Source organism: Algibacter luteus (genome assembly GCF_030344935.1).
Taxonomy (GTDB): Bacteria; Bacteroidota; Bacteroidia; order Flavobacteriales; family Flavobacteriaceae; genus Arenitalea; species Arenitalea lutea.
Genome location: NZ_CP128313.1, coordinates 2,100,926 through 2,122,847 on the forward strand (window position 1 = coordinate 2,100,926; position 21,922 = coordinate 2,122,847).

21 protein-coding genes are annotated in these 21,922 nt (G+C 33.1%); 16 read left to right on the plus strand and 5 right to left on the minus strand.

The genetic code is table 11. The annotated features are described in order from the left end of the window. The first annotated feature begins 17 nt into the window (after positions 1–17). The gene (gene bshA, locus O5O44_RS08815) at positions 18–1,154 is read left to right on the plus strand and encodes an N-acetyl-alpha-D-glucosaminyl L-malate synthase BshA (RefSeq protein ID WP_289194008.1); all 1,137 of its coding nucleotides are present in this window, start codon (positions 18–20) and stop codon (positions 1,152–1,154) included. A gap of 76 nt (positions 1,155–1,230) precedes the next feature. On the opposite strand, the gene O5O44_RS08820 is transcribed toward bshA, so the two are convergent. Then, the gene (locus O5O44_RS08820) at positions 1,231–1,722 is read right to left on the minus strand and encodes a hypothetical protein (RefSeq protein WP_019386402.1); all 492 of its coding nucleotides are present in this window, start codon (positions 1,720–1,722) and stop codon (positions 1,231–1,233) included. 137 nt (positions 1,723–1,859) lie between these two features. Between O5O44_RS08820 and O5O44_RS08825 the strand changes: the two genes are divergently transcribed. Further along, positions 1,860–4,769: an FAD-binding and (Fe-S)-binding domain-containing protein gene (locus O5O44_RS08825; protein ID WP_289194009.1), complete on the plus strand. Its 2,910-nt coding sequence runs from the start codon at positions 1,860–1,862 to the stop codon at positions 4,767–4,769. 126 nt (positions 4,770–4,895) lie between these two features. Continuing rightward, entirely contained in the window at positions 4,896–5,957 is a 1,062-nt protein-coding gene (gene aroC, locus O5O44_RS08830) for a chorismate synthase (protein ID WP_289194010.1), read from the plus strand. Between the two features lie 6 nt (positions 5,958–5,963). Here the strand turns inward: aroC and O5O44_RS08835 are convergent, their stop codons facing one another. Further along, positions 5,964–6,845, minus strand: a complete 882-nt coding sequence (locus O5O44_RS08835; RefSeq protein WP_289194011.1) for a lysophospholipid acyltransferase family protein — start codon at positions 6,843–6,845, stop codon at positions 5,964–5,966. A gap of 106 nt (positions 6,846–6,951) precedes the next feature. Here O5O44_RS08835 and O5O44_RS08840 point away from each other — a divergent pair, with 106 nt between their 5' ends. The 5 genes from O5O44_RS08840 to cmk all read left to right on the plus strand — a co-directional run bounded on the left by O5O44_RS08840 (position 6,952) and on the right by cmk (position 12,577). Continuing rightward, positions 6,952–7,602: a rhomboid family intramembrane serine protease gene (locus tag O5O44_RS08840; protein WP_289194012.1), complete on the plus strand. Its 651-nt coding sequence runs from the start codon at positions 6,952–6,954 to the stop codon at positions 7,600–7,602. Between the two features lie 167 nt (positions 7,603–7,769). Beyond that, positions 7,770–10,220 carry an endopeptidase La gene (lon, locus tag O5O44_RS08845; RefSeq protein WP_019386397.1) on the plus strand — a complete coding sequence of 817 codons (2,451 nt, stop codon included), beginning with the start codon at positions 7,770–7,772 and terminating at the stop codon, positions 10,218–10,220. Further along, on the plus strand, positions 10,204–10,731 hold the full coding sequence (locus O5O44_RS08850; protein WP_289194013.1) for a LysM peptidoglycan-binding domain-containing protein: 528 nt from the start codon (positions 10,204–10,206) through the stop codon (positions 10,729–10,731). The genes lon and O5O44_RS08850 overlap by 17 nt, the downstream gene beginning before the upstream one ends. 75 nt (positions 10,732–10,806) lie before the next feature. Continuing rightward, the gene (gene porQ / locus O5O44_RS08855; RefSeq protein WP_289194014.1) at positions 10,807–11,826 is read left to right on the plus strand and encodes a type IX secretion system protein PorQ; all 1,020 of its coding nucleotides are present in this window, start codon (positions 10,807–10,809) and stop codon (positions 11,824–11,826) included. 55 nt (positions 11,827–11,881) lie between these two features. Next, a complete protein-coding gene (gene cmk, locus O5O44_RS08860) occupies positions 11,882–12,577 on the plus strand; it encodes a (d)CMP kinase (RefSeq protein WP_289194015.1) in 696 nt (231 codons plus the stop codon). An 82-nt stretch (positions 12,578–12,659) separates the two neighbouring features. Here cmk and O5O44_RS08865 read toward each other — a convergent pair whose 3' ends face one another. Continuing rightward, entirely contained in the window at positions 12,660–13,037 is a 378-nt protein-coding gene (locus O5O44_RS08865; protein WP_019386393.1) for a LysM peptidoglycan-binding domain-containing protein, read from the minus strand. 346 nt (positions 13,038–13,383) lie between these two features. Here O5O44_RS08865 and rpsA point away from each other — a divergent pair, with 346 nt between their 5' ends. The 6 genes from rpsA (at position 13,384) to O5O44_RS08895 (ending at position 18,707) form a co-directional block, all read left to right on the plus strand. After that, positions 13,384–15,216, plus strand: coding sequence for a 30S ribosomal protein S1 (gene rpsA, locus O5O44_RS08870; protein ID WP_289194017.1), 1,833 nt, complete (start codon positions 13,384–13,386; stop codon positions 15,214–15,216). A 298-nt stretch (positions 15,217–15,514) separates the two neighbouring features. Further along, a complete protein-coding gene (gene pyrR / locus O5O44_RS08875) occupies positions 15,515–16,054 on the plus strand; it encodes a bifunctional pyr operon transcriptional regulator/uracil phosphoribosyltransferase PyrR (protein ID WP_019386391.1) in 540 nt (179 codons plus the stop codon). A gap of 8 nt (positions 16,055–16,062) precedes the next feature. Next, positions 16,063–16,992 (plus strand): aspartate carbamoyltransferase catalytic subunit, encoded by a 930-nt coding sequence (locus tag O5O44_RS08880; protein WP_289194018.1) that lies wholly within the window; start codon positions 16,063–16,065, stop codon positions 16,990–16,992. Between the two features lie 3 nt (positions 16,993–16,995). Then, complete coding sequence (locus O5O44_RS08885; protein ID WP_289194019.1) at positions 16,996–17,328, plus strand: ribonuclease Z; 333 nt, start codon at positions 16,996–16,998, stop codon at positions 17,326–17,328. 3 nt (positions 17,329–17,331) lie between these two features. Further along, on the plus strand, positions 17,332–17,802 hold the full coding sequence (locus O5O44_RS08890; protein ID WP_289194021.1) for a DUF3291 domain-containing protein: 471 nt from the start codon (positions 17,332–17,334) through the stop codon (positions 17,800–17,802). Continuing rightward, complete coding sequence (locus O5O44_RS08895; RefSeq protein WP_289194022.1) at positions 17,802–18,707, plus strand: ribonuclease Z; 906 nt, start codon at positions 17,802–17,804, stop codon at positions 18,705–18,707. Before O5O44_RS08890 ends, O5O44_RS08895 begins: the two co-directional genes overlap by 1 nt. A gap of 70 nt (positions 18,708–18,777) precedes the next feature. On the opposite strand, the gene O5O44_RS08900 is transcribed toward O5O44_RS08895, so the two are convergent. Beyond that, entirely contained in the window at positions 18,778–19,206 is a 429-nt protein-coding gene (locus tag O5O44_RS08900) for an SRPBCC family protein (protein WP_289194024.1), read from the minus strand. Positions 19,207–19,279: 73 nt separating this feature from the next. Here O5O44_RS08900 and pdxH point away from each other — a divergent pair, with 73 nt between their 5' ends. Together pdxH and O5O44_RS08910 are read left to right on the plus strand one after the other, a co-directional pair. Next, positions 19,280–19,927: a pyridoxamine 5'-phosphate oxidase gene (pdxH, locus tag O5O44_RS08905; protein ID WP_289194025.1), complete on the plus strand. Its 648-nt coding sequence runs from the start codon at positions 19,280–19,282 to the stop codon at positions 19,925–19,927. Between the two features lie 166 nt (positions 19,928–20,093). After that, positions 20,094–20,591, plus strand: coding sequence for a CAP domain-containing protein (locus O5O44_RS08910; RefSeq protein ID WP_019386384.1), 498 nt, complete (start codon positions 20,094–20,096; stop codon positions 20,589–20,591). A 497-nt stretch (positions 20,592–21,088) separates the two neighbouring features. On the opposite strand, the gene O5O44_RS08915 is transcribed toward O5O44_RS08910, so the two are convergent. Beyond that, positions 21,089–21,829, minus strand: coding sequence for a T9SS type A sorting domain-containing protein (locus O5O44_RS08915; RefSeq protein WP_289194026.1), 741 nt, complete (start codon positions 21,827–21,829; stop codon positions 21,089–21,091). Positions 21,830–21,922 lie beyond the last annotated feature (93 nt).

Genomic DNA, 21,922 nt, shown 5'->3' on the forward strand with positions numbered 1-21,922 from the left:
ACACTTAAAATTCATATATGAAAATAGGAATTGTTTGTTATCCAACATTTGGTGGAAGTGGTGTAGTAGCTACAGAGCTAGGTTTAGAACTTTCTAAACGCGGACACGAAATACATTTTATTACCTACAATCAACCAGTACGTTTAGAATTAATTAGCAATAACGTGCATTACCATGAGGTTACCGTTCCTGAATATCCATTATTTCATTATCAACCCTATGAATTAGCTTTATCTAGTAAATTGGTGGATATGGTTAAGCTACATGATATTGAAATTCTTCACGTGCATTATGCCATACCGCATGCTTATGCTGCTTATATGGCGAAAAAAATGCTTCAAGAAGAAGGTATTAATGTGCCAATTGTAACGACACTGCATGGTACCGATATTACTCTTGTTGGAAGTCATCCTTTCTACAAATCAGCTGTAACTTTTAGTATTAATAAATCTGATGCTGTTACGACTGTTTCACAAAGTTTAAAAGATGATACTTTACGCTTGTTTGATATCAAGAATGATATTCATGTGGTTTCAAATTTCATTGATTTAGAGAAATACAATCATAAGTTCACAGATTGTCAAAGAGGAATGATGGCTAATGATGATGAAAAAATCATAACGCACATTAGTAATTTAAGGCCTGTGAAGCGCGTTCAAGATGTGATCAGTATCTTTTACAACATTCAAAAGGAAATACCAGCAAAATTAATGTTTATTGGGGAAGGTCCTGAGAAAGAAAAAATAGAACTCCGTTGTCAAGAACTAGGTATTCTAGATAAAGTTGTTTTCTTTGGAAGGAGTAATGAAATTGATAAAATATTATGTTTTAGTGATTTATTTTTATTGCCTTCACAAACTGAAAGTTTTGGATTAGCGGCTTTAGAAGCTATGGCTTCTGGTGTTCCTGTTATTTCGAGTAATTCAGGTGGTTTACCTGAGGTGAATATTCATGGTGAATCAGGATTCTTAAGTAATGTTGCAGATGTTGAAGATATGACTAAAAATGCCTTATATATTTTAAGTGATGAAGAACGTTTAAAAGCCTTTAAAAAATCAGCACGAAAAGTGGCCGAAAAATTCGATTTACATGCTATTGTCCCACAGTATGAAGCCATCTATGAGGACACATTAGCGAAGTGTATGGTTTTATAGATCTATTTATAGATAAAATTAAAACATAAAAAAAGCACCAAAATATGGTGCTTTTTTATGTTTATGTCTTGAAATATTAGAATTGGTAACGAATACCAAGTGCAATATCAAAATCTAAATCGTTGTTGTTGTAAGTGTCATCACCAAAACCAATTTCTGGTCTAAAGTCCAACGACAACAATAAAGGAATGTCAAAATTGTATTCAATACCAATATCACCTGCAGCGAAAATAAAAGTATCATCAATATCTTTTCCACCCGGGTTGTCAAAACTAAAAGAGCCTAAACCTCCACCTACACCAGCGTACCAGTTAAAGCCTCCATCTAAATTCCAAACCCATTGGTATAAACCTGCTAGTTTAAAACCATCGTAGTTGTTCCCGTCTCTCCAACCTAAATCAACTTCTAAACGATTGTTATCGCCTAAAGCATGCTGATAAGATATTTCAGCGCCCAGACCATCGCTATCGCCTAATCGCAAACCAATGGCATTTTCTGCAATGTCTTGTGCATTCGATGTTAAAACAAATCCTAATACTGTTAATGATAATAAAAATACTTTTTTCATAATTTAAAGATTTTAGATTGTTGTTCTATATACGGTCTTTGTCATTAAATAGACCACTTAGTAATAATCTATTTAACTTTACAAAAATAACGCCAATTTTGTATATATATTTACGCTAGTAATATATTTTTTAATTAATGTCTTTAAAAGCTTTAAAATCAGAACTATCGGGAGAATTGTATGATGACAATTTAATCAAATCAATTTATGCCACTGACGCCTCAGTTTACAGAAAACTGCCATTCGCTGTAGCTTATCCTAAAAATAAAGACGATTTAAAACAATTAATACAGTTTGCAAAGACAAAAAACACCTCATTAATTCCAAGAACTGCTGGAACATCTTTAGCTGGACAATGTGTTGGCGACGGAATAATTGTAGATGTTTCAAAGTATTTTACAGACATTATTAATTTTGATGAAAAAAATAAAACCATTACCGTTCAACCTGGAGTGGTTCGCGATGCGTTAAATAATTACCTCAAACCTCACGGATTGTTTTTTAGTCCGAATACCTCCACATCAAATCGATGTATGATTGGAGGAATGGTAGGCAACAATTCTTCAGGAACAACTTCTATTCAATATGGTGTTACTAGAGATAAAGTGTTAGAAATGCACACTATTTTGAGCGATGGAAGTGAAGTAGTTTTTGGTGAATTATCAACTGATGAGTTTCAAGAGAAGTTAAAGCAGGATGATTTAGAAGGGCAGATTTACAAGACGATTTTTACAGAATTAAAGTCTGAAGTAGTACAAAAACAAGTTTTGAATCATTTTCCGAAACCAGAAATACATCGAAGAAATACAGGTTATGCTATTGATGAATTGATTAAAACTCAAGTATTTTCAAAATCTAATAGCAAATTCAACATGTGTAAATTGCTTTCAGGAAGCGAAGGCACTTTGGCTTTTACAACACAAATTACACTTAAATTAGATAAGTTGCCACCGCAAGAAGCTGTCATGGTGGCAGTTCATTTTGATAGTATTAAAAATTGCATGCAAGCAGTAGAATCATTAATGGAACACAACCTATACGCTTGCGAAATGATGGATAAAACCATCTTAGACTGTACAAAACACAATAAAACCCAGCAAGATAACAGGCGGTTTATAATTGGGGATCCCAAAGCGATTTTAATGTGCGAAGTCAGGGCTGAAACTATTGAAGAGGTTGATAAACAGGCTCAAAACTTAGTAAACACCATTGAATCTACTGGCTTAAGTTATGCCTTCCCAACACTTAAGGGCGATAATATTAATAAGGCCAATGAATTGCGTAGCGCAGGTTTAGGGCTTTTAGGCAATATTATTGGTGATAAAAAAGGTGTGGCTTGTATTGAGGATACCGCTGTGGCCTTAACCGATTTAGCCAATTATATAAACGATTTTTCCGATCTCATGCAAAAGCATAATCAAGATGCTATTTATTATGCACATGCTGGAGCAGGGGAGATTCATTTAAGACCCATATTAGATATAAAAAAATCTACAGACGTTCATCTTTTTAGACTGATTACCACTGAAGTAGCACAATTAGTAAAATCTTATCGAGGCTCAATGAGTGGTGAACATGGCGACGGTATTGTGCGTTCAGAGTTTATCGAATTCATGATTGGTCAAGATAATTACAACATTTTAAAGCGGATAAAATTTGTATTTGATCCAGAGAATATATTCAATCCAGGAAAAATTGTCAATGCATTACCAATGGATGAGAACTTGCGTTACGTAAGTGATAGACAAGAACCTGAAATTGAAACCCTTTTAGATTTTTCAAAATCTTTAGGCATTTTGAGAGAGGCTGAAAAATGTAATGGCTCTGGAGATTGCCGCAAGCTTCCTGAATTTGGCGGCACCATGTGCCCTAGTTATCGTGCTACCAGAAACGAGAAAGACACCACACGAGCAAGAGCGAATGCCTTACGTGAGTTTTTAACGAACTCTGAAAAGATAAACAAGTTTAATCATACCGAATTGAAGGAGGTTTTTGATTTATGTTTAAGCTGTAAAGCGTGCAGTAGCGAATGCCCAAGTAGTGTTGATGTGGCAAGTTTAAAAGCGGAATTTCAATATCAATATCAAAAGGAAAATGGTGTGCCATTACGCTCAAAGTTATTCGCATATAATAACCGATTTAATAGTATAGGAAGCAAAGTACCTAAGCTTTCTAATTTTGTGTTTTCAAACCCGATTTTAGCTTCTCTCATAAAGAAATCGATTGGAATTGCGTCAAAACGAAGTCTGCTTTTAATTTCAAATACAAGTTTAGATAAATATATTAAAAGAATTGATAGTCAGACATATAATAAAGATTATATAAAAAAAATTTATCTGTTTAACGATGAATTTACGAATCATTTAGATACATCAATTGGAATAGATACTTTAGAACTTCTAACAGCATTAAACTATCAAGTTGAAGTGGTAAAAAATGAAGAATCTGGTCGGTCTTTTTTATCAAAAGGATTGCTCCTGCAAGCTAAAAATTTTGCAAATAAAAATGTATCTATCTACAAAGATTTAATTTCAAAAGACACGCCGTTAATTGGTATTGAACCTTCGGCTATATTAACCTTTAAAGATGAATACTTAAAATTAGCTGATGATAAAACTTCTGCAGAAGCGATAGCCAAACATTGCTTTTTAATTGAGGAATTCATTCAACAAGAAATAGACTTAGGCAACATAACTCCTGATCAATTCACAACTCAGGAGCAAACAATTAAATTTCATGGGCATTGCCATCAAAAAGCAAGCTCTAATCAATTATCTAGTTTTAAGGTATTAAATCTTCCAAAAAATTATAAAGTAACTATTATTCCGAGCGGATGTTGTGGGATGGCAGGAAGTTTCGGATACGAAAAAGAGCATTACGAGGTGAGTATGCAAATAGGCGAACAAACATTGTTTCCTGCGGTTAGAAAAGCAACTCAAGACACGATTATTTCAGCAAATGGCACAAGTTGTAGGCATCAAATAAAGGACGGAACACAGCGTGAAGCCAAACACCCAATCACTATTTTAAAGGAAGCACTTTTGTAGTTCAGCAATTAGAACTATAATTATTTTAATAATGACACTCGAAATTTGTAAAGAAATAATAAAGTGAAATGTAATTTCATTTCCTTATTAATTGTATTAGCTTTATTTTAGCCAAAAAATATAATTATGGCTGGAAATTCCTTCGGAAAAATATTTAATTTAACAACTTACGGCGAATCTCACGGACCTGCTTTAGGTGGTGTTATTGATGGATGTCCTTCGGGAATTGCTTTAGATTTAGACGCGATTCAAGAAGAGTTGGACCGAAGAAAACCAGGGCAATCTGCTATTGTTACTCAGCGTAAAGAGCCCGATACAGTTAAATTTCATTCTGGAATTTTCGAAGGTGTAACTACCGGAACTTCTATTGGTTTTGTTATTGAGAATACCAACCAGAAATCTCACGATTATTCGCATATAAAAGACAGTTACAGACCTAGTCATGCCGATTATACATACGACAAAAAATATGGCGTTAGAGACTATCGCGGAGGTGGTCGTAGTTCTGCGCGAGAAACTGCTTGTCGTGTTGTTGCTGGCGCCATTGCAAAGCAAATGCTTAAAGGTATTGAAATAAAGGCTTATGTTTCAGGAGTTGGAACCATGAAGTTAAACACACCTTATAACGAAATTGACCTGTCGCTCGTAGAGTCGAATATCGTGCGGTGTCCAGATCTAGAAATGGCTAAAAAAATGGAAACATACATAAAAGAAGTACGCGGAAAAGGCGATACCGTTGGCGGTATTGTAAGTTGCGTAGTTAAAAATGTGCCAGTAGGTTTAGGTGAACCCGTTTTTGATAAGCTACATGCCGAATTAGGTAAAGCAATGCTCTCTATAAATGCTGTAAAAGGATTTGAATACGGTAGTGGTTTCCACGGAAGTACCATGTACGGAAGTGAGCATAATGATGCCTTTAATAATGATGGTACTACAAAAACAAATTACTCAGGTGGTATTCAAGGAGGAATTAGTAACGGAATGGATATTTATTTTAGCGTAGCTTTCAAACCAGTCGCCACATTAATACAGAAATACGAAACTATCGATAAAGAAGGTAATACTGTAGAAATGCAAGGTAAAGGTCGCCACGACCCCTGTGTAGTGCCTAGAGCGGTACCTATTGTAGAAGCCATGGCTGCATTGGTATTAGCTGATTTTCATTTAATAAATAAGCTTTATAATTAAGCCATTTTATTGTGGTTTTTTACCACGATGTTTCCAGCGCTTATGTGTCCAGAAATAATACTCGGGAGCTTCTTGAATCTGCTCTTCAACGCGTTTTAAATAAAGATTTGTAATATCGAAATCTTTGTAGTCTTTAGTATTTCTAATGATATCTGTAAAAGTGGCTTCATAATGTCCGCGTTTTACTTTTTTAACTTTTAAAAAAAGCGAAACCATATCCAATCGTTTAGTTAAAATTTCTGCACCAACATGCACAGGAACTTCAGTTCCCATAAATTCTTGCCAATAAATAGCTCTACTAAGTTTAGGCGATTGGTCAAAAACAAAACCATTAAGTGTTAATTCGTTGTCTTGTTTGGCTTTTATAAGCGTAGGAAACGTTTCTTTAGTTGTTATTAAATAGCTGTTGTATTTTGCCCGAATACGTTTTACTAGTGCGTCAAAATATCTATTACTTAGTCTTTTGTAAACCGCATACCCTTTGTGTCTAACGTGTGTTTGTAAAATAAAAACCCATTCCCAACTGGCATAATGCCCCATAAATAAAACAATACTTCTATTTTCTTTTTCAAGTTTATGAATCTCGTTTACATTAGTAAAAACATATCGCTTATGCATTTCAGCCTCCGAAATAGTAATCGATTTAATAGCTTCAAACATCATGTCACTTAAATGATGATAAAATCGCTTCCTAATCAAAGCTATTTCTTCAGAGGTTTTTTCAGGGAAAGATAATTTTAAATTTTCGGTAACTACTTTCTTCCGATAGCCTATGATATAATACAATATCACATAAAAGCCATCGGATAAAAAATATAATAATCTAAAAGGCAATACAGATATGACCCATAAAATGGGATAAACCAGAATATAAACTAGAAATTGCATGAATTAGTTTTAGATTTGTGGGACAAAAGTACATGAAATTTTTCATTCAAAATTTAGCATAAATAGAAGAAATATATGTTAATTTGATAATAAACGTTTATACCCTATGGGCAAGTTAGATTTAGTAACAATGATAATAATTGCAGCAAATGTGATTATCTCTTATAAAGGATTTAGTGATTACAGTTTTTTTGAAAAATATAAGTTTCAAGTAGGTAGTGTGCAGCGTGGTGAACAAATAAGATTGTTTAGTTCTGGTTTTCTACATGCCGATACACAACACTTGTTATTTAATATGTTAAGTTTATACTTCTTCGCAGACGTTGTTATTGATCTTTTAAACCCTTTTCAATTTTTACTTATTTACTTAGGGAGTTTATTGTTAGGAAGTTTGTTATCCCTTTATTTTCATAAAAACGAATATCATTATAGCGCCGTTGGAGCCAGTGGAGCCGTTAGTGGTATTATTTATTCTGCTATACTTTTGCAACCGGGAATGAAATTATTATTCTTTTTTATTCCAATACCAATTCCTGCTTATCTCTTTGGAATTGGTTATTTGTTATATTCTATTTACGGGATGAAAAATAGAATTGGAAATATTGGTCATGATGCGCATTTTGGTGGCGCCGTGGGCGGTTATTTAATTACCTTAATACTTTCACCTTGGCTATTTAAAACCAACTTACTTATGGTGGTCTTGTTAGCTATTCCTATTATTTTGCTTTTTGGCTTAAAGAAAATGGGTAAAATGTAATATTTAAAGTGTTAATTTTCTGAATTGGCATAGCTATTGAATTTATAAGTATGTTGAGTCTATATATTTAATATTAAAATATTGATTATCAACATTTTAAAAAATTGCTTTTATTAATAAAATAAATGGTCTAATTTGTTTTCTGACAGTTTGACCTAATAAGATATATGAAGAAATCAAAATTTACAACTCTTGACAGTTTGTCATTACAGGAATTTGATGAAAACTCAGAATTAATTCCGTTAATGACACCGGAGGATGAAGAAGCTATAAATAACGAAGAATTGCCAGAAACTCTACCAATTCTATCGTTAAGAAATACGGTGTTATTTCCAGGAGTGGTTATCCCAATTACTGCAGGACGAGATAAGTCTATAAAACTTATAAACGACGCCAATAAGGGAGGAAAAGTTATTGGAGTCGTGGCTCAAAAAGATGAATCAGTTGAAAACCCTTCAGCAAAAGAAATTCATGAAACGGGAACTGTTGCTAGAATTTTACGAGTTTTAAAAATGCCCGATGGTAATGTAACCGTAATTATTCAAGGTAAAAAGCGCTTTAAAGTAGCCGAAGTTTTAACTGAAGAACCTTACATGAATGCTACCATTAGAGACATTCCTGAAGCCAAACCTGCTTTAAAAAATAAAGAATTCACGGCAATTATTGACTCAATAAAAGATTTGGCCTTAGAAATCATAAAGGAAAGTCCAAATATCCCTAGTGAGGCTTCCTTCGCGATAAAAAATATAGAAAGTAATTCATTTTTGGTCAATTTCGTGTCTTCAAATATGAATCTTTCAGTAGCTGAAAAGCAAGAGCTTTTAGAGATTAACGATTTGAAAGAACGTGCTTTAGCGACCTTAAAATACATGAATGTTGAGTTTCAAAAATTAGAACTTAAGAATGATATTCAGTCTAAAGTTCAAATGGATATGAGCCAACAACAACGAGAGTATTTCTTGCATCAGCAAATGAAAACCATTCAAGAAGAATTGGGTGGTGTAAGTCATGATGAGGAAATTGATGAAATGAAGGCTAAGGCTAGTGAAAAGCTTTGGGATGAAAAAGTGGCTAAGCATTTCGAGAAAGAAATTGCAAAGTTACAACGCATGAATCCTCAGGTTGCCGAATACTCAATTCAAAGAAACTATTTAGAGTTGTTTTTAGATTTACCATGGAATGAGTTTAGTGACGATAAATTCGACTTAAAGCGTGCCATGAAAATCTTAGATAGAGATCATTTTGGTTTAGAAGATGTAAAACGCAGAATTATAGAATATCTAGCTGTTTTAAAGCTTCGTAACGATATGAAATCTCCAATCTTATGTCTTTACGGCCCTCCAGGGGTTGGTAAAACATCTTTAGGAAAGTCTATCGCAGAGGCTTTAGGACGAGAGTATGTGAGAGTATCTTTAGGAGGTTTAAGAGATGAAGCTGAAATTCGCGGACATAGAAAAACATACATTGGCGCTATGCCAGGGCGAATTATCCAAAGTCTTAAAAAGGCTGGAACGTCAAATCCTGTTTTTGTTTTAGATGAGATTGATAAGTTATCCAATTCGCATCAAGGCGATCCATCTTCTGCGATGTTAGAGGTTTTAGATCCAGAACAAAATAACGAGTTTTATGATAACTTTTTAGAAATGGGTTACGACCTTTCTAAAGTCATGTTTATAGCAACATCAAATAGTTTATCAACCATTCAACCAGCCTTATTAGACCGAATGGAAATTATAAATGTTACAGGGTATACCATTGAAGAAAAGGTAGAAATTGCAAAACGCCATTTGTTACCAAAACAGCTTAAAGAACATGGTTTAACCGACAAGCATTTAAAGATTGGAAAGCCACAATTAGAAAAGATTGTTGAAGGCTATACCAGAGAATCTGGAGTTCGTGGACTGGAAAAACAAGTAGCTAAAATGGTGCGTTATGCAGCCAAAAATATTGCTATGGAAGAAGAATACAATATTAAAGTTACAAACGAAAATATAATTGAAGTATTAGGCGGTCCGAAATTAGAGCGTGATAAATATGAAAACAATAATGTGGCTGGTGTTGTTACAGGATTAGCTTGGACACGTGTTGGTGGCGATATATTATTTATAGAATCTATTCTATCAAAAGGAAAAGGAGCCATGACTATTACTGGTAATTTAGGTAAAGTCATGAAAGAGTCCGCCACAATTGCTATGGAATATATAAAGTCTAACGCTCAAGAATTTGGTGTAGATAGCACTATTTTTGAAAAGTATAATGTGCATATACATGTACCGGAAGGTGCTACTCCTAAAGATGGACCAAGTGCAGGTGTAACTATGTTAACTTCTTTAGTATCTTTGTTTACACAACGAAAAGTAAAGAAAAGCTTAGCCATGACAGGTGAAATTACGCTTCGAGGAAAAGTGCTTCCAGTAGGAGGAATAAAAGAAAAGATTTTGGCTGCCAAACGTGCTAGAATCAAGGAAATTCTTTTGTGTGAAGACAACAGACGTGATATTGAAGAGATTAAGCCAGAATATTTAAAAGGACTTACTTTTCATTATGTATCAGACATGAGCGATGTCATAAAAATAGCAGTAACAAAGCAAAAAGTAAAGCATGCCAAAAAATTATAGTTTTATTTTTCTTTTTATTGTCTTGTGTACTTCTGTAGTGAATTTACAGGCACAGACTAAAATAGCCTATAAAGATGTACTCTTAAATGGAAAACCAGCAAGATTAAATTTGTCAACCGGAGAGTTTATTTTTATTGGGTCTGACGGAAATGATTCTATCGTAAAGGCAAAACGACCTGATGAGGATTATTCAATAGAGCGATTAAATTATCACATTGTAGAACCTGGTGAAAACCTATTAGAAATTTCTGGTCAATATGGTCTTACATTGAGTGAAATTAAAGCAGCTAATAATTTAAAAACAACTTTAGTAAGTGTAGGGCAAAAGCTTAGAGTTCGAAATATTGAAGATGAAGACGTTAATAATTCAGAGAGTATATGGATAGTTTCAAAAGGGCATACGTTATACTATATTTCTAAAAAAACAGGAATAAGTGTTGAAACTATAAAACGCCTAAATGGATTAAAAAGTAATAACTTGGCTATAGGGCAAAAATTATATTTGAAATAGAAATATAAACTTCGAAAAAAATAAAAGATGCATGATACCGTTTTAGTATAGATTCATTTACTTTGCATCCAAAATATGCTAAAAAAAGTTATCACATTTTTTTGTTTATCATTAGCTTCTCTCACTATGGCTCAAGTAGGAGGTGAAACTACATACCAATTTCTTAATCTGGTTTCTTCGCCACGACAAGCGGCGCTAGGTGGTAAAGTGCTAACTAATATTGATTACGACGTTACACAAGCCTTATTTAATCCTGCAACAATAAATGTTGAAATGGATAATCAATTGGCTTTAAATTATACAAGTTATTTAGGAGACATAGGTTATGGAACTGCATCTTATGCTTATACAATAGACAGAAGGACGCAAACTTTCCATGCAGGTATAACTTATATTAATTATGGCGATTTTGATGGATATGATGAAGCTGGAAACTCTACCGGAACATTTACAGGTAACGAAACCGCATTATCTTTTGGCTACGCCACACAAATAGATTACTCCGATTTTTATTTCGGTGCAAGTGTAAAGCTTATCACTTCAAAACTTGAACAATACAATTCGTTTGGTGCTGCTGCAGATTTAGGAATTATCTACATTAATGAAAATATAGACTTTAATGCCGCTTTGGTGGTTCGTAATTTAGGTTCGCAAATTACCACGTATGCAGGATTACAAGAAAAAATTCCGTTTGAGGTCGCATTTGGAATGTCACAACGTTTAGAAAATGTACCTATTCGTTGGCACGTAACACTCGAAAATCTTCAAGAATGGCCTATTTCAAGGTCAAATCCGGCACGAACAACTAGCGATTTATCTGGAAATCAGTCTTCAGAAAAAATCGGTTTTCTTGGTCAAGTAATTAGACATACCATAGTTGGAGCTGAAATTTTTCCAGAAGGTGGATTCAATATTCGCTTAGGTTATAATTTCAGAAGAGGCGAGGAGTTAAGAATTGTCGATCAACGTAATTTTTCTGGTTTGTCGGCAGGAATTTCTATTAAAATGAATAAAATGCGTTTTAGTTATACGCATGCAAAATATACAAGTGCTGCGAACTCTAATTTTTTCGGTTTACAAATCGATTTGCAATAAAAACGTTTTTATACTTTGAACCTTATAACTTTGTATTTTTCAAAAACAAGTATCAATGAATAAAATTACAATCGCAATAGATGGTTTCTCTTCAACGGGAAAAAGCACCGTAGCAAAGCAACTTGCTAAAGCTTTAGGCTACATTTATGTAGATACAGGTGCCATGTATAGAGCGGTAACATTTTATACTATGGATAAAGGGTTGATTAACGAAAGTGATTTTAACGTTGAGGCCTTAATTTATCAATTACCAAAAATTTCAATTAGTTTTAAGTTTAATGAAGCATTAGGTTTTGCTGAAGTGTATTTAAACGGAAAAAATATTGAAAAGAAGATTAGAACACTGGAAGTTTCAAGTTTTGTTAGTAAAGTTGCTGCTATTTCAGAAGTACGTCAAAAATTGGTTGAGCAACAGCAAAAAATGGGGCAGGATAAAGGCGTAGTTATGGATGGCAGAGACATTGGCACCGTAGTTTTCCCGGAAGCCGAACTTAAATTATTTATGACAGCTTCAGCTGAAACAAGAGCTAAACGTCGTTATCAAGAGCTATTAGAGCGTGGAGAACAAGTGTCTTATGAAGATGTATTGGCTAATGTACAGGAGCGGGATCATATTGATTCTACTCGAGAAGATTCACCATTAACAAAAGCCAAAGATGCTATTGAGATAGATAATTCTAATATGACTTTAGAAGAGCAATTCAATAAAATATTTCAGTTGGCAAATATGACTATTGAAGATTTGGAATAGCATCATTATTGATTACTGATAAATGTATTGCATAAAAAAAGAACCTTGACATCAAGGTTCTTTTTTTTTGTTTTTTTTATTCCTATAATTTTGGAATAACTAATTCTTGATCTGGATGAATTAAATCTGGATTCTTCAAGATATTCGTGTTTGCTTTAAAAATAGCATTATATTTTGATGCATTACCATAATAGTGCTTAGCTATTTTGCCTAAAGTCTCACCTTTTTTTACAGTATGTCTCGCATAAACACTATCGTCTGCAACCGTTATATTTGCCATAATGTCTTTTGGGTTTTCACCACCTATTTCTTTTATCTTATCCCAAAGAATGTCTTTTTCGTAAGGCGTACTAGCCATTCCTTTAATTTTAAGAACACCGTTTTCTTCAGTTACTTTACCATCTTTAATATTAAGTGCTTCCCCTAAGCTCAACACTTCTTGATACTTTGCTTTTACCATGATTTTGTAAATTTTTAATTGTAATTAATTGTTATCAACAATATAATAAAATATTCCAATGATTTGTAAAATATTACTTATTTAATTGCCACTAAATATAAGACACATTTAGTTAAAAAAGTCACTGTTATTTTATTTTCTCATTTTTAGGTATTTATATCAATATTATGTATTTTTGCACTCCTTTTAGCGAATCGTCGGAAAGATAAAAGGAATGAAACTAAAAAATTATTTAACACTTCTGTATGTTAAACGCTTAAATTTTCCGAGACATAACAGAATACAAATGCGTTAATAAAGCGTTTTCACAACGTTGAAATCTCTTTAAAATCGTAAAATTATTTAAATGGCTGAAAAAGCAAAAAAAGCTGAAGTTGAAGCAACTGAAGCAACAACAGCAGAAGCTCCAGTAGTATCTGAAGCAATAGCAAACCCTGAAAAATTCTTAAAAGAGTTTAACTGGCACAATTACCAAGAAGGAATTGATGAGGTTGACGACAAACAATTAAAAGAATTTGAAAAACTAGTAGCAGAAAATTTCGTTGACACTTTAGATGACGAAGTAGTAGAAGGAACTGTTGTACACATAACAGATCGTGATGCTATTATTGACATCAATGCAAAATCTGAAGGTGTTATTTCTTTAAATGAATTTCGTTACAATCCAGACTTAAAAGAAGGAGACAAAGTAGAAGTATTAATTGATGTTCGTGAAGATGCAACAGGACAATTAGTATTATCTCACAGAAAAGCTCGTGTAATTAAAGCTTGGGACAGAGTTATTAAAGCAAACGAAACTGGTGAAATAGTTAATGGTTTTGTTAAGTGTAGAACTAAAGGTGGTATGATTGTAGATGTTTTTGGAATTGAAGCATTCTTACCAGGTTCTCAAATTGACGTTAAACCAATTAGAGATTACGACCAGTACGTAAATAAAACTATGGAATTTAAAGTTGTGAAAATCAACCACGAATTCAAAAACGTAGTAGTATCTCATAAAGCGCTTATTGAAGCTGATATCGAGATTCAAAAGAAAGAAATTATTGGTCAATTAGAAAAAGGTCAAGTATTAGAAGGTGTTGTTAAAAACATAACCTCTTACGGTGTATTTATTGATCTTGGTGGTGTTGACGGATTAGTTCATATTACAGATTTATCTTGGTCTAGAATTAACCATCCAAATGAGATTGTTGAGTTAGACCAGAAACTTAATGTTGTAATTCTTGATTTTGATGAAAACAAATCTAGAATCCAATTAGGTCTTAAACAATTATCTAAACACCCTTGGGAAGCACTTGCTGAAGAGGTGAAAGTTGGTGATAAAGTTAAAGGTAAAGTTGTAGTTATTGCTGATTACGGTGCGTTTATTGAAGTTGCAGATGGTGTTGAAGGTTTAATTCACGTTTCTGAAATGTCTTGGTCTACGCATTTACGTTCGGCTCAAGATTTCGTTTCTGTTGGAGATGAAGTTGAAGCTGTTATCTTAACTTTAGATAGAGAAGATCGTAAAATGTCTCTTGGAATTAAGCAATTAAGCGCAGATCCATGGACAGATATTACAGGTAAATACCCTGTAGGTTCTAAGCACACAGGTATTGTACGTAACTTTACAAACTTTGGTGTTTTTGTTGAATTAGAAGAAGGTATTGACGGATTAATTTATATCTCTGATTTGTCATGGACTAAGAAAATCAAGCATCCAAGTGAATTCTGTAATGTAGGTGATAAGTTAGATGTTGTTGTATTAGAGTTAGATGTTGAAGGACGTAAATTAAGTTTAGGTCATAAACAAACAACCGTAAATCCTTGGGATAAATACGAAACTGAATTCGCTTTAGGAACGACGCATACTGCTGAACTTTCTGAAATAGTTGATAAAGGTGCTACTGTTGCATTTAACGAAGATATCGTTGCATTTGTACCATCTCGTCACTTAGAGAAAGAAGATGGAAGCACCCTTAAAAAGGGAGAGACTGCAGAGTTTAAAATCATTGAATTTAACAAAGAATTTAAACGTGTTGTAGCATCTCATACAGCCATCTTTAAAGAAGAAGAAATTAAGAATGTAAAAGCAGCTGTTAAGAAAGCGGCAAGTGCTGCTGCTGAAGCTAAACCTACTTTAGGTGATGCTAACGATGCTTTACAAGCTCTTAAAGATAAAATGGACGGTAAGAAATAATTTTCCCTGTCTAAATAAATAAAAAAGCCTTCAAGAAATTGAAGGCTTTTTTTATTCAATAAAATTGATTTGTTACTATTTGTATGGTAGTTAAATAATAGCAACTAAGTTTCATGCTACTGCGCCAGGGATAGTAATGAAAAGCCCACAGCAAGCCCGATGGCAATCGGTAAAGGCTTGCGAGGACTTGTAATGGATAGCCCGACCCTTTGGGTGGCGCCATAAGAAAGAAGAATTTAAGGTTTTTACTTATAAATTTTTACACTACCTTTGTACTCCAAATACGTTTGGATAGTATATGAGTCAAAAAGTTTTACTTAACGCAAAAGAGGTAAACATCATTCTTCATCGATTGGCTTGTCAACTTATTGAAAAACACAACGACTTTTCTAACACGGTACTAATTGGTTTACAGCCTCGTGGCATTTTTTTAGCTGATAGATTAGCTAAAATTTTAAAGGAAGACTACAAGGTTAAAAACATTAAATTAGGCTATTTAGACATTACTTTTTATAGAGATGATTTTCGTCGTGGAGAGAAGACACTTGAGGCCAATAAAACAAAAATTAATTTTTTAGTAGAAGATAAAAATATTGTTTTTATTGATGATGTTTTATATACAGGGCGTAGCATTCGTGCTGCATTAACTGCTATTCAATCGTTTGGGCGACCTAATGAAATTGAACTATTGACCTTAATAGATCGTCGTTTTAGTAGACATTTACCTATACAGCCAGATTATAGAGGCAGACAGGTTGATGTTATAAATAATGAAAAAGTGAAAGTAAATTGGATTGAACATGATAAAGAAGATTCAGTTTATTTAATTGAAAAATAAATAAATCAATGAGCGAATTAAGTGTGAATCACTTACTTGGAATAAAATATCTTAATACACAAGATATCGAACTTATTTTTGAAACTGCCGATCATTTTAAAGAAGTGATTAACAGACCCATTAAAAAAGTACCTTCGCTAAGAGATATTACTATTGCCAACTTATTTTTTGAAAATTCTACAAGAACCAAATTATCTTTTGAATTAGCTGAAAAACGATTATCTGCCGATGTTATAAATTTTTCATCAGCACAATCATCGGTTAAAAAAGGAGAAACGTTAATCGATACAGTAAACAATATCTTATCTATGAAAGTAGATATGGTTGTGATGCGTCACCCAAATCCTGGTGCTGGTGTCTTTTTATCGAAGCATGTAAATGCCAGTATAATTAACGCCGGAGATGGCGCCCATGAACACCCTACGCAGGCGTTGTTAGACTCGTACTCTATTAGAGAAAAACTTGGTGAAGTTAAAGGAAAAAAAGTAGTTATTGTTGGTGATATTTTGCACAGTAGAGTAGCACTTTCTAATATTTTTGCACTTCAATTACAAGGGGCAGAAGTTATGGTTTGCGGGCCAAAAACCTTAATTCCGAAATATATTGATAAGCTTGGAGTAAAGGTTGAAACAAATTTGCGTAATGCTTTGAACTGGTGTGATGTAGCAAATATGCTTCGTGTTCAAAATGAGCGTATGGATATTAGTTATTTTCCATCAACAAGAGAATATACACAACAGTTTGGTGTGAATAAAGATGTACTAAACTCACTTGATAAAGAAATTACCATAATGCACCCAGGTCCAATTAATAGAGGTGTAGAAATTACTAGTGATGTAGCAGATTCTAATCAGTCTATTATTCTAGAACAAGTACAAAATGGTGTAGCCATAAGAATGGCTGTTATTTATTTATTAGCATCAAAAATAAAACAATAGATTATGATCGTTGATCAAAAAGAAGGTACTACTATAATCACTCAAGAAAAAGCATCGATTATAGAGTTAGTAAAAAAGCTTCAGGTATTATATCCGAAGTATAAAAATGATAATATCATTATTGTTTTAACAACTTTAGATGTACTTAAAAAAACGGATGTCGCGGAGTTTTTAGAAGTTTCAAATACCCATCGAGGTGACAAACATTCTTTTGTTATCGTTTCTGATAAAATTGATCTAGATGTTGTACCAGAAGCACTTATTGTTGTTCCAACAATTCAAGAGGCTTACGATATTATTGAAATGGAAGATATGGAACGTGATTTAGGGTTTTAAAACATGACAGTATATCATCTTGCCCAAGTAAATATTGCAAAACGACTAGCACCAATGGATGATCCCATAATGCAAGATTTTGTTGATAATTTAGATAAAATCAATGCCATTGCTGATGTGAGTGATGGGTTTATATGGCGCTTAAAAGATGAAGATAAAGATGAAGCCGCCGCTGTTTTCCAAGATCATTCGTTAATCATCAATATGTCGGTTTGGAACGATATGGATGCGCTTTTTAAATACACCTATCATTCAGGACATATTGATGTTTTTAAACGAAAAAAAGAGTGGTTTAGTAAAATGAAAATGCTCCATATGGCATTTTGGTATGTACCAGAAGGGTATGAGCCAACCTTCCAGGACGCAAAAGACCGATTAGATTATATTAATACTCACGGCGAAACGCCTTTTGCGTTTTCGTTTAAAAGCAAATTTACTAAGCAAGACGCCATAAACTATAAACAGCTTACATAATGAAACTCTCTATTTTAGGCTGTTACAGCGCCACACCGCGCACATTAAATAATACAACCTCACAAGTATTAGAAATTAATAACCACATGTTTTTAATTGATTGTGGTGAAGGTACTCAGGTGCAATTGCGTAAACATAAAATTAAGTTTAATCGGATTAAGCATATTTTTATTTCGCATTTACATGGCGATCACTTTTTTGGTTTGGTAGGCTTAATTTCAACATTTAGATTGTTAACTCGCGAAACCGATTTACATATTTATGGCCCTAAGGGCATCAAAGAAATTGTGACGCTTCAAATGAAATTAGCCGATTCTTGGACAAATTATAATTTAATTTTTCATGAGTTGACATCAACTAAATCTGAATTGATTTTTGAAGATGAAAAGGTAGAAGTGCATACCATTCCATTAAATCATAGAGTTTATACGAATGGTTTTCTATTTAAAGAAAAAGAAGGCTTACGTAAATTAGATATCAATGCAGTAGAAAAGGCCAAAATAAATGTAGCTTATTATAGAAAACTTACTCAAGGGTTTGATGTAGAAAATGAAGAAGGAGAATTGATTAAAAATGAAACTGTAACATTTCCCGGAGTCAAACCCAAGAGTTATGCGTTTTGTAGTGATACGATGTATAAAGAAGATATTATACCAATTATACAAGATGCAGATGTGTTGTATCACGAATCTACATTCTTAGAACAACATGCACATTTAGCTGTTAGAACCAAACATTCAACAGCAAAAGAAGCCGCTAGAATTGCTAAAAAAGCTCAAGTAAGAACACTTATATTGGGACATTATTCTACAAGATACGATGGGATAGAAGGCTTTAAAAAAGAAGCGCTGAGCGTTTTTGAAAATGTGGAGTTAGCTGAAGATGGCAAAACATTTGACTTTTAATTAAGGCAATAAGTGTAAAAGATGGTTGTAAAAGTTAACTTAAATAAGCAAACTACATCTATAGCCATTTTTAACGCTGTTCACAAAAGTCTTTAAACCTTTCAAGCCATTTATCAACCTGTTTTTTAAATAGTGATGGAAATAGTTTAGCAATAAGCTTCACAACAAATCCTTTTAACTCTGTATACTCAATTTCTGATGTTAATCTGGTTTCACAATCGTTTATGGCCACAAAGTTACATAGCATTGTGTTCGACATGTTTTTATGTTCATATCTAGCGTAAAATGAATGAGGCAAATTGTTTTCTATAATAGTTTCCAATAAATCGAATTTTTTATAAATTAACTTAGACTTAGATCCTGCTTGACCTTTTGTGCCACTTAGTGGCTCAATTTTCACAAACCCTTCCTGAGCGTATTCTAAAGCTCGCGGGTCTACAAAATGTGTAGCTACTTCTTCAATTGGTTTCAAAATATGGATGTCGCAGATAAATTTCATAACCTAATATTTACTTAAAGATATTAAAAAATTCTTTCTGCAATATTTTAAAAAACCCGTAAATTGCAACAGTATGGAAAAGGATTTAAGTCATTATAGAAAGTCTTACGAGAAAAGTGAACTACTTTTAAGTGAAGTACCAGAAAACCCAATGGAATTATTTCAAAAGTGGTTTTATGAAATAGATACTCATTTTACTGAAGATGAAACTAATGCCATGACTCTTGCAACGATAGGGCTTGACGGTTTTCCAAAGAGTAGGGTGGTGTTACTTAAAAAATACACTTACGAAGGCTTTATTTTTTACACAAATTACAATAGCGAAAAAGGCAAAGCCATAGAAGCCAATCCAAACGTATGTTTATCTTTTTTCTGGCATGGTGCTGAACGCCAAATTATCATTAAGGGACAAGCTGAAAAAATCTCTGAAAATTTAAGCGATGGTTATTTTGAATCTCGACCTCGAGGCAGTCAATTAGGTGCGCTTGTTTCAAACCAGAGCGATGTTGTATTGGACAGACAATCACTTGAAAAAAGGCTCTTAGAATTAGAAGCTGAGTACGAAGGCAAAGAAATACCTAGACCAAAACATTGGGGTGGCTTTATCGTAAAACCTGTTGAAATTGAATTTTGGCAAGGTAGACCAAATAGACTTCATGATCGAATTCGATATCAACTTCAGAGTGACTATAATTGGCTCATAAATCGATTATCTCCATAAAAATCAGACGAAATACTTATTGATTACTTTCTGAATTGCATTTTAACGATTAAAAACATATTTAATCGATGAGTGACATGTTTTTAATCGATTTTAACATTTCCTTAACATTCACTTCGGGTTAGTCTGCTAATTTTACAGAACCAAATCTAAAAATGCTTAACCTATGAAGCTACTTACCAAGCTGCCTGTATTGGCATTGTTGGCTGTGTTTACTTTGTCTTCTTGTACAACAGATAACCTTAGTGATAAAGCCGAAGCGATAGAATTAAGTCTTGTTGCGAAAGAAGCAAAATCTATTGAAGTAGAAATATTAGAGCTTATAAATAATCACAGATTATCTGAGGGGTTAAACCCATTACAAGAAATGGATATTGTAAAATCTGTAGCCTTTAGTCATACCGATTATATGGTTGACAATGATGAAGTTTCTCACCATAATTTTTATACTAGAAGTAATTATTTAAAATCTAATGCCGGCGCAAAGTCTGTTTCAGAAAATGTAGCCTTTGGTTATAGTTCTGCTGAATCTGTAGTAAGGGCATGGATTAAAAGTGAAGCTCATAAAGAAAATTTAGAAGGAGACTATACTAATTTTGATGTATCAGCAGAAAAAAATGCCGACGGTAGATGGTATTATACGAATATTTTCATAAAAAAATAATAGTGTTTAAAATTATATTAAACACTTATAAAGAATAACCGTGAATAGTACTGATTAATAGCTTAAGATGAAAATTTATCGGTTATATAATAATTTAATTATTATTAATTTAACTTTAGGAAAAAATCCTCTCTAACGAGAGGATTTTTATTTTTATATCGAATACAGCAGTGTATAGATGCCCTTTCTTATATGTCTTAATAAATAAATTGATACAACTTGAAACCGTTTAAAATTGTATTCTTTCGCTTTTGTCATTACTTCAGGCTAGATAAAATGCTCGTCAATTGAATTGAGATACCTTTTGGTATATCATCATATCATAATTAACCTCCAATTAAAATGTATTAACCGCTACATTGATAAGCAAAAAAAAAACCTTTAATCAAGTTATTACTTGTTTTAAAGGTTTTGAATATTTTATTAATAATAAGAGTATTGTAACTTAAAAATACTCTTTGGGGTATACAACACAAAGAATAAAATAATATACCTTCCTATTTTTTAATAATTCTTTTGGTTATTGATTCTTTATCAGTATTAATTTGAAGAATATATACTCCGCTCTTAAATTTTCTAAAATCAATTTTATTGTCTTTAGTTTCAGATACTAACTGACCTAAACTATTGTAAACTCTTGCAGACATTATATTTTCAGCTTTATCAATGTAAAGCATATCGTTTACAGGATTCGGATAAACATGAACGTCTTGTAATGCAAATTTATTAGCTGATAAAGTAGTACTAGAAACTATTAAATCATCAAAACCTATAACAAATTGAGCATTAGAGCCAGTTACTATAAATGATGTTACACCAGTCCAATTCAAATTTACTGTTCCGCCTGAATACCCAGTTTGCACCACCGCTGAGTTACTACCTCCAGTAGGTGTGAATGTCAAGGTTATTGGTGGACCAGTCACCGCGATTATTGATGTAATATCTACAGCTTCACTAAAACTAAATACTAAATCGGTGCTAGGAGTAGAGGGTTCAGAACTATCAATTGAACTAGAAATAACATTGCCAGTGGAACCATCTTGTGCGGCACCGCTAGCTACACCTACAGAGTTAAAACCTGCAATAGTAAATGTTGTGGTAATTCCATCAATGGTTTGAATAACATTATCACCATTGTCTATTGGAGCAGCTGTGGTAGCATCCCAATCAAATGTTGTTTGTGCTTTTAATGTGGCTATTATAAAAAAAGCAATAATAAATGTAATTTTTTTAATCATATTTTAATGTAGTATTAATTAGTTAGGTTTCCTTATGTACTGATAATTAAATCAATATATAAAGTTAGTGATTTAATTTTTTATTGGATTGGT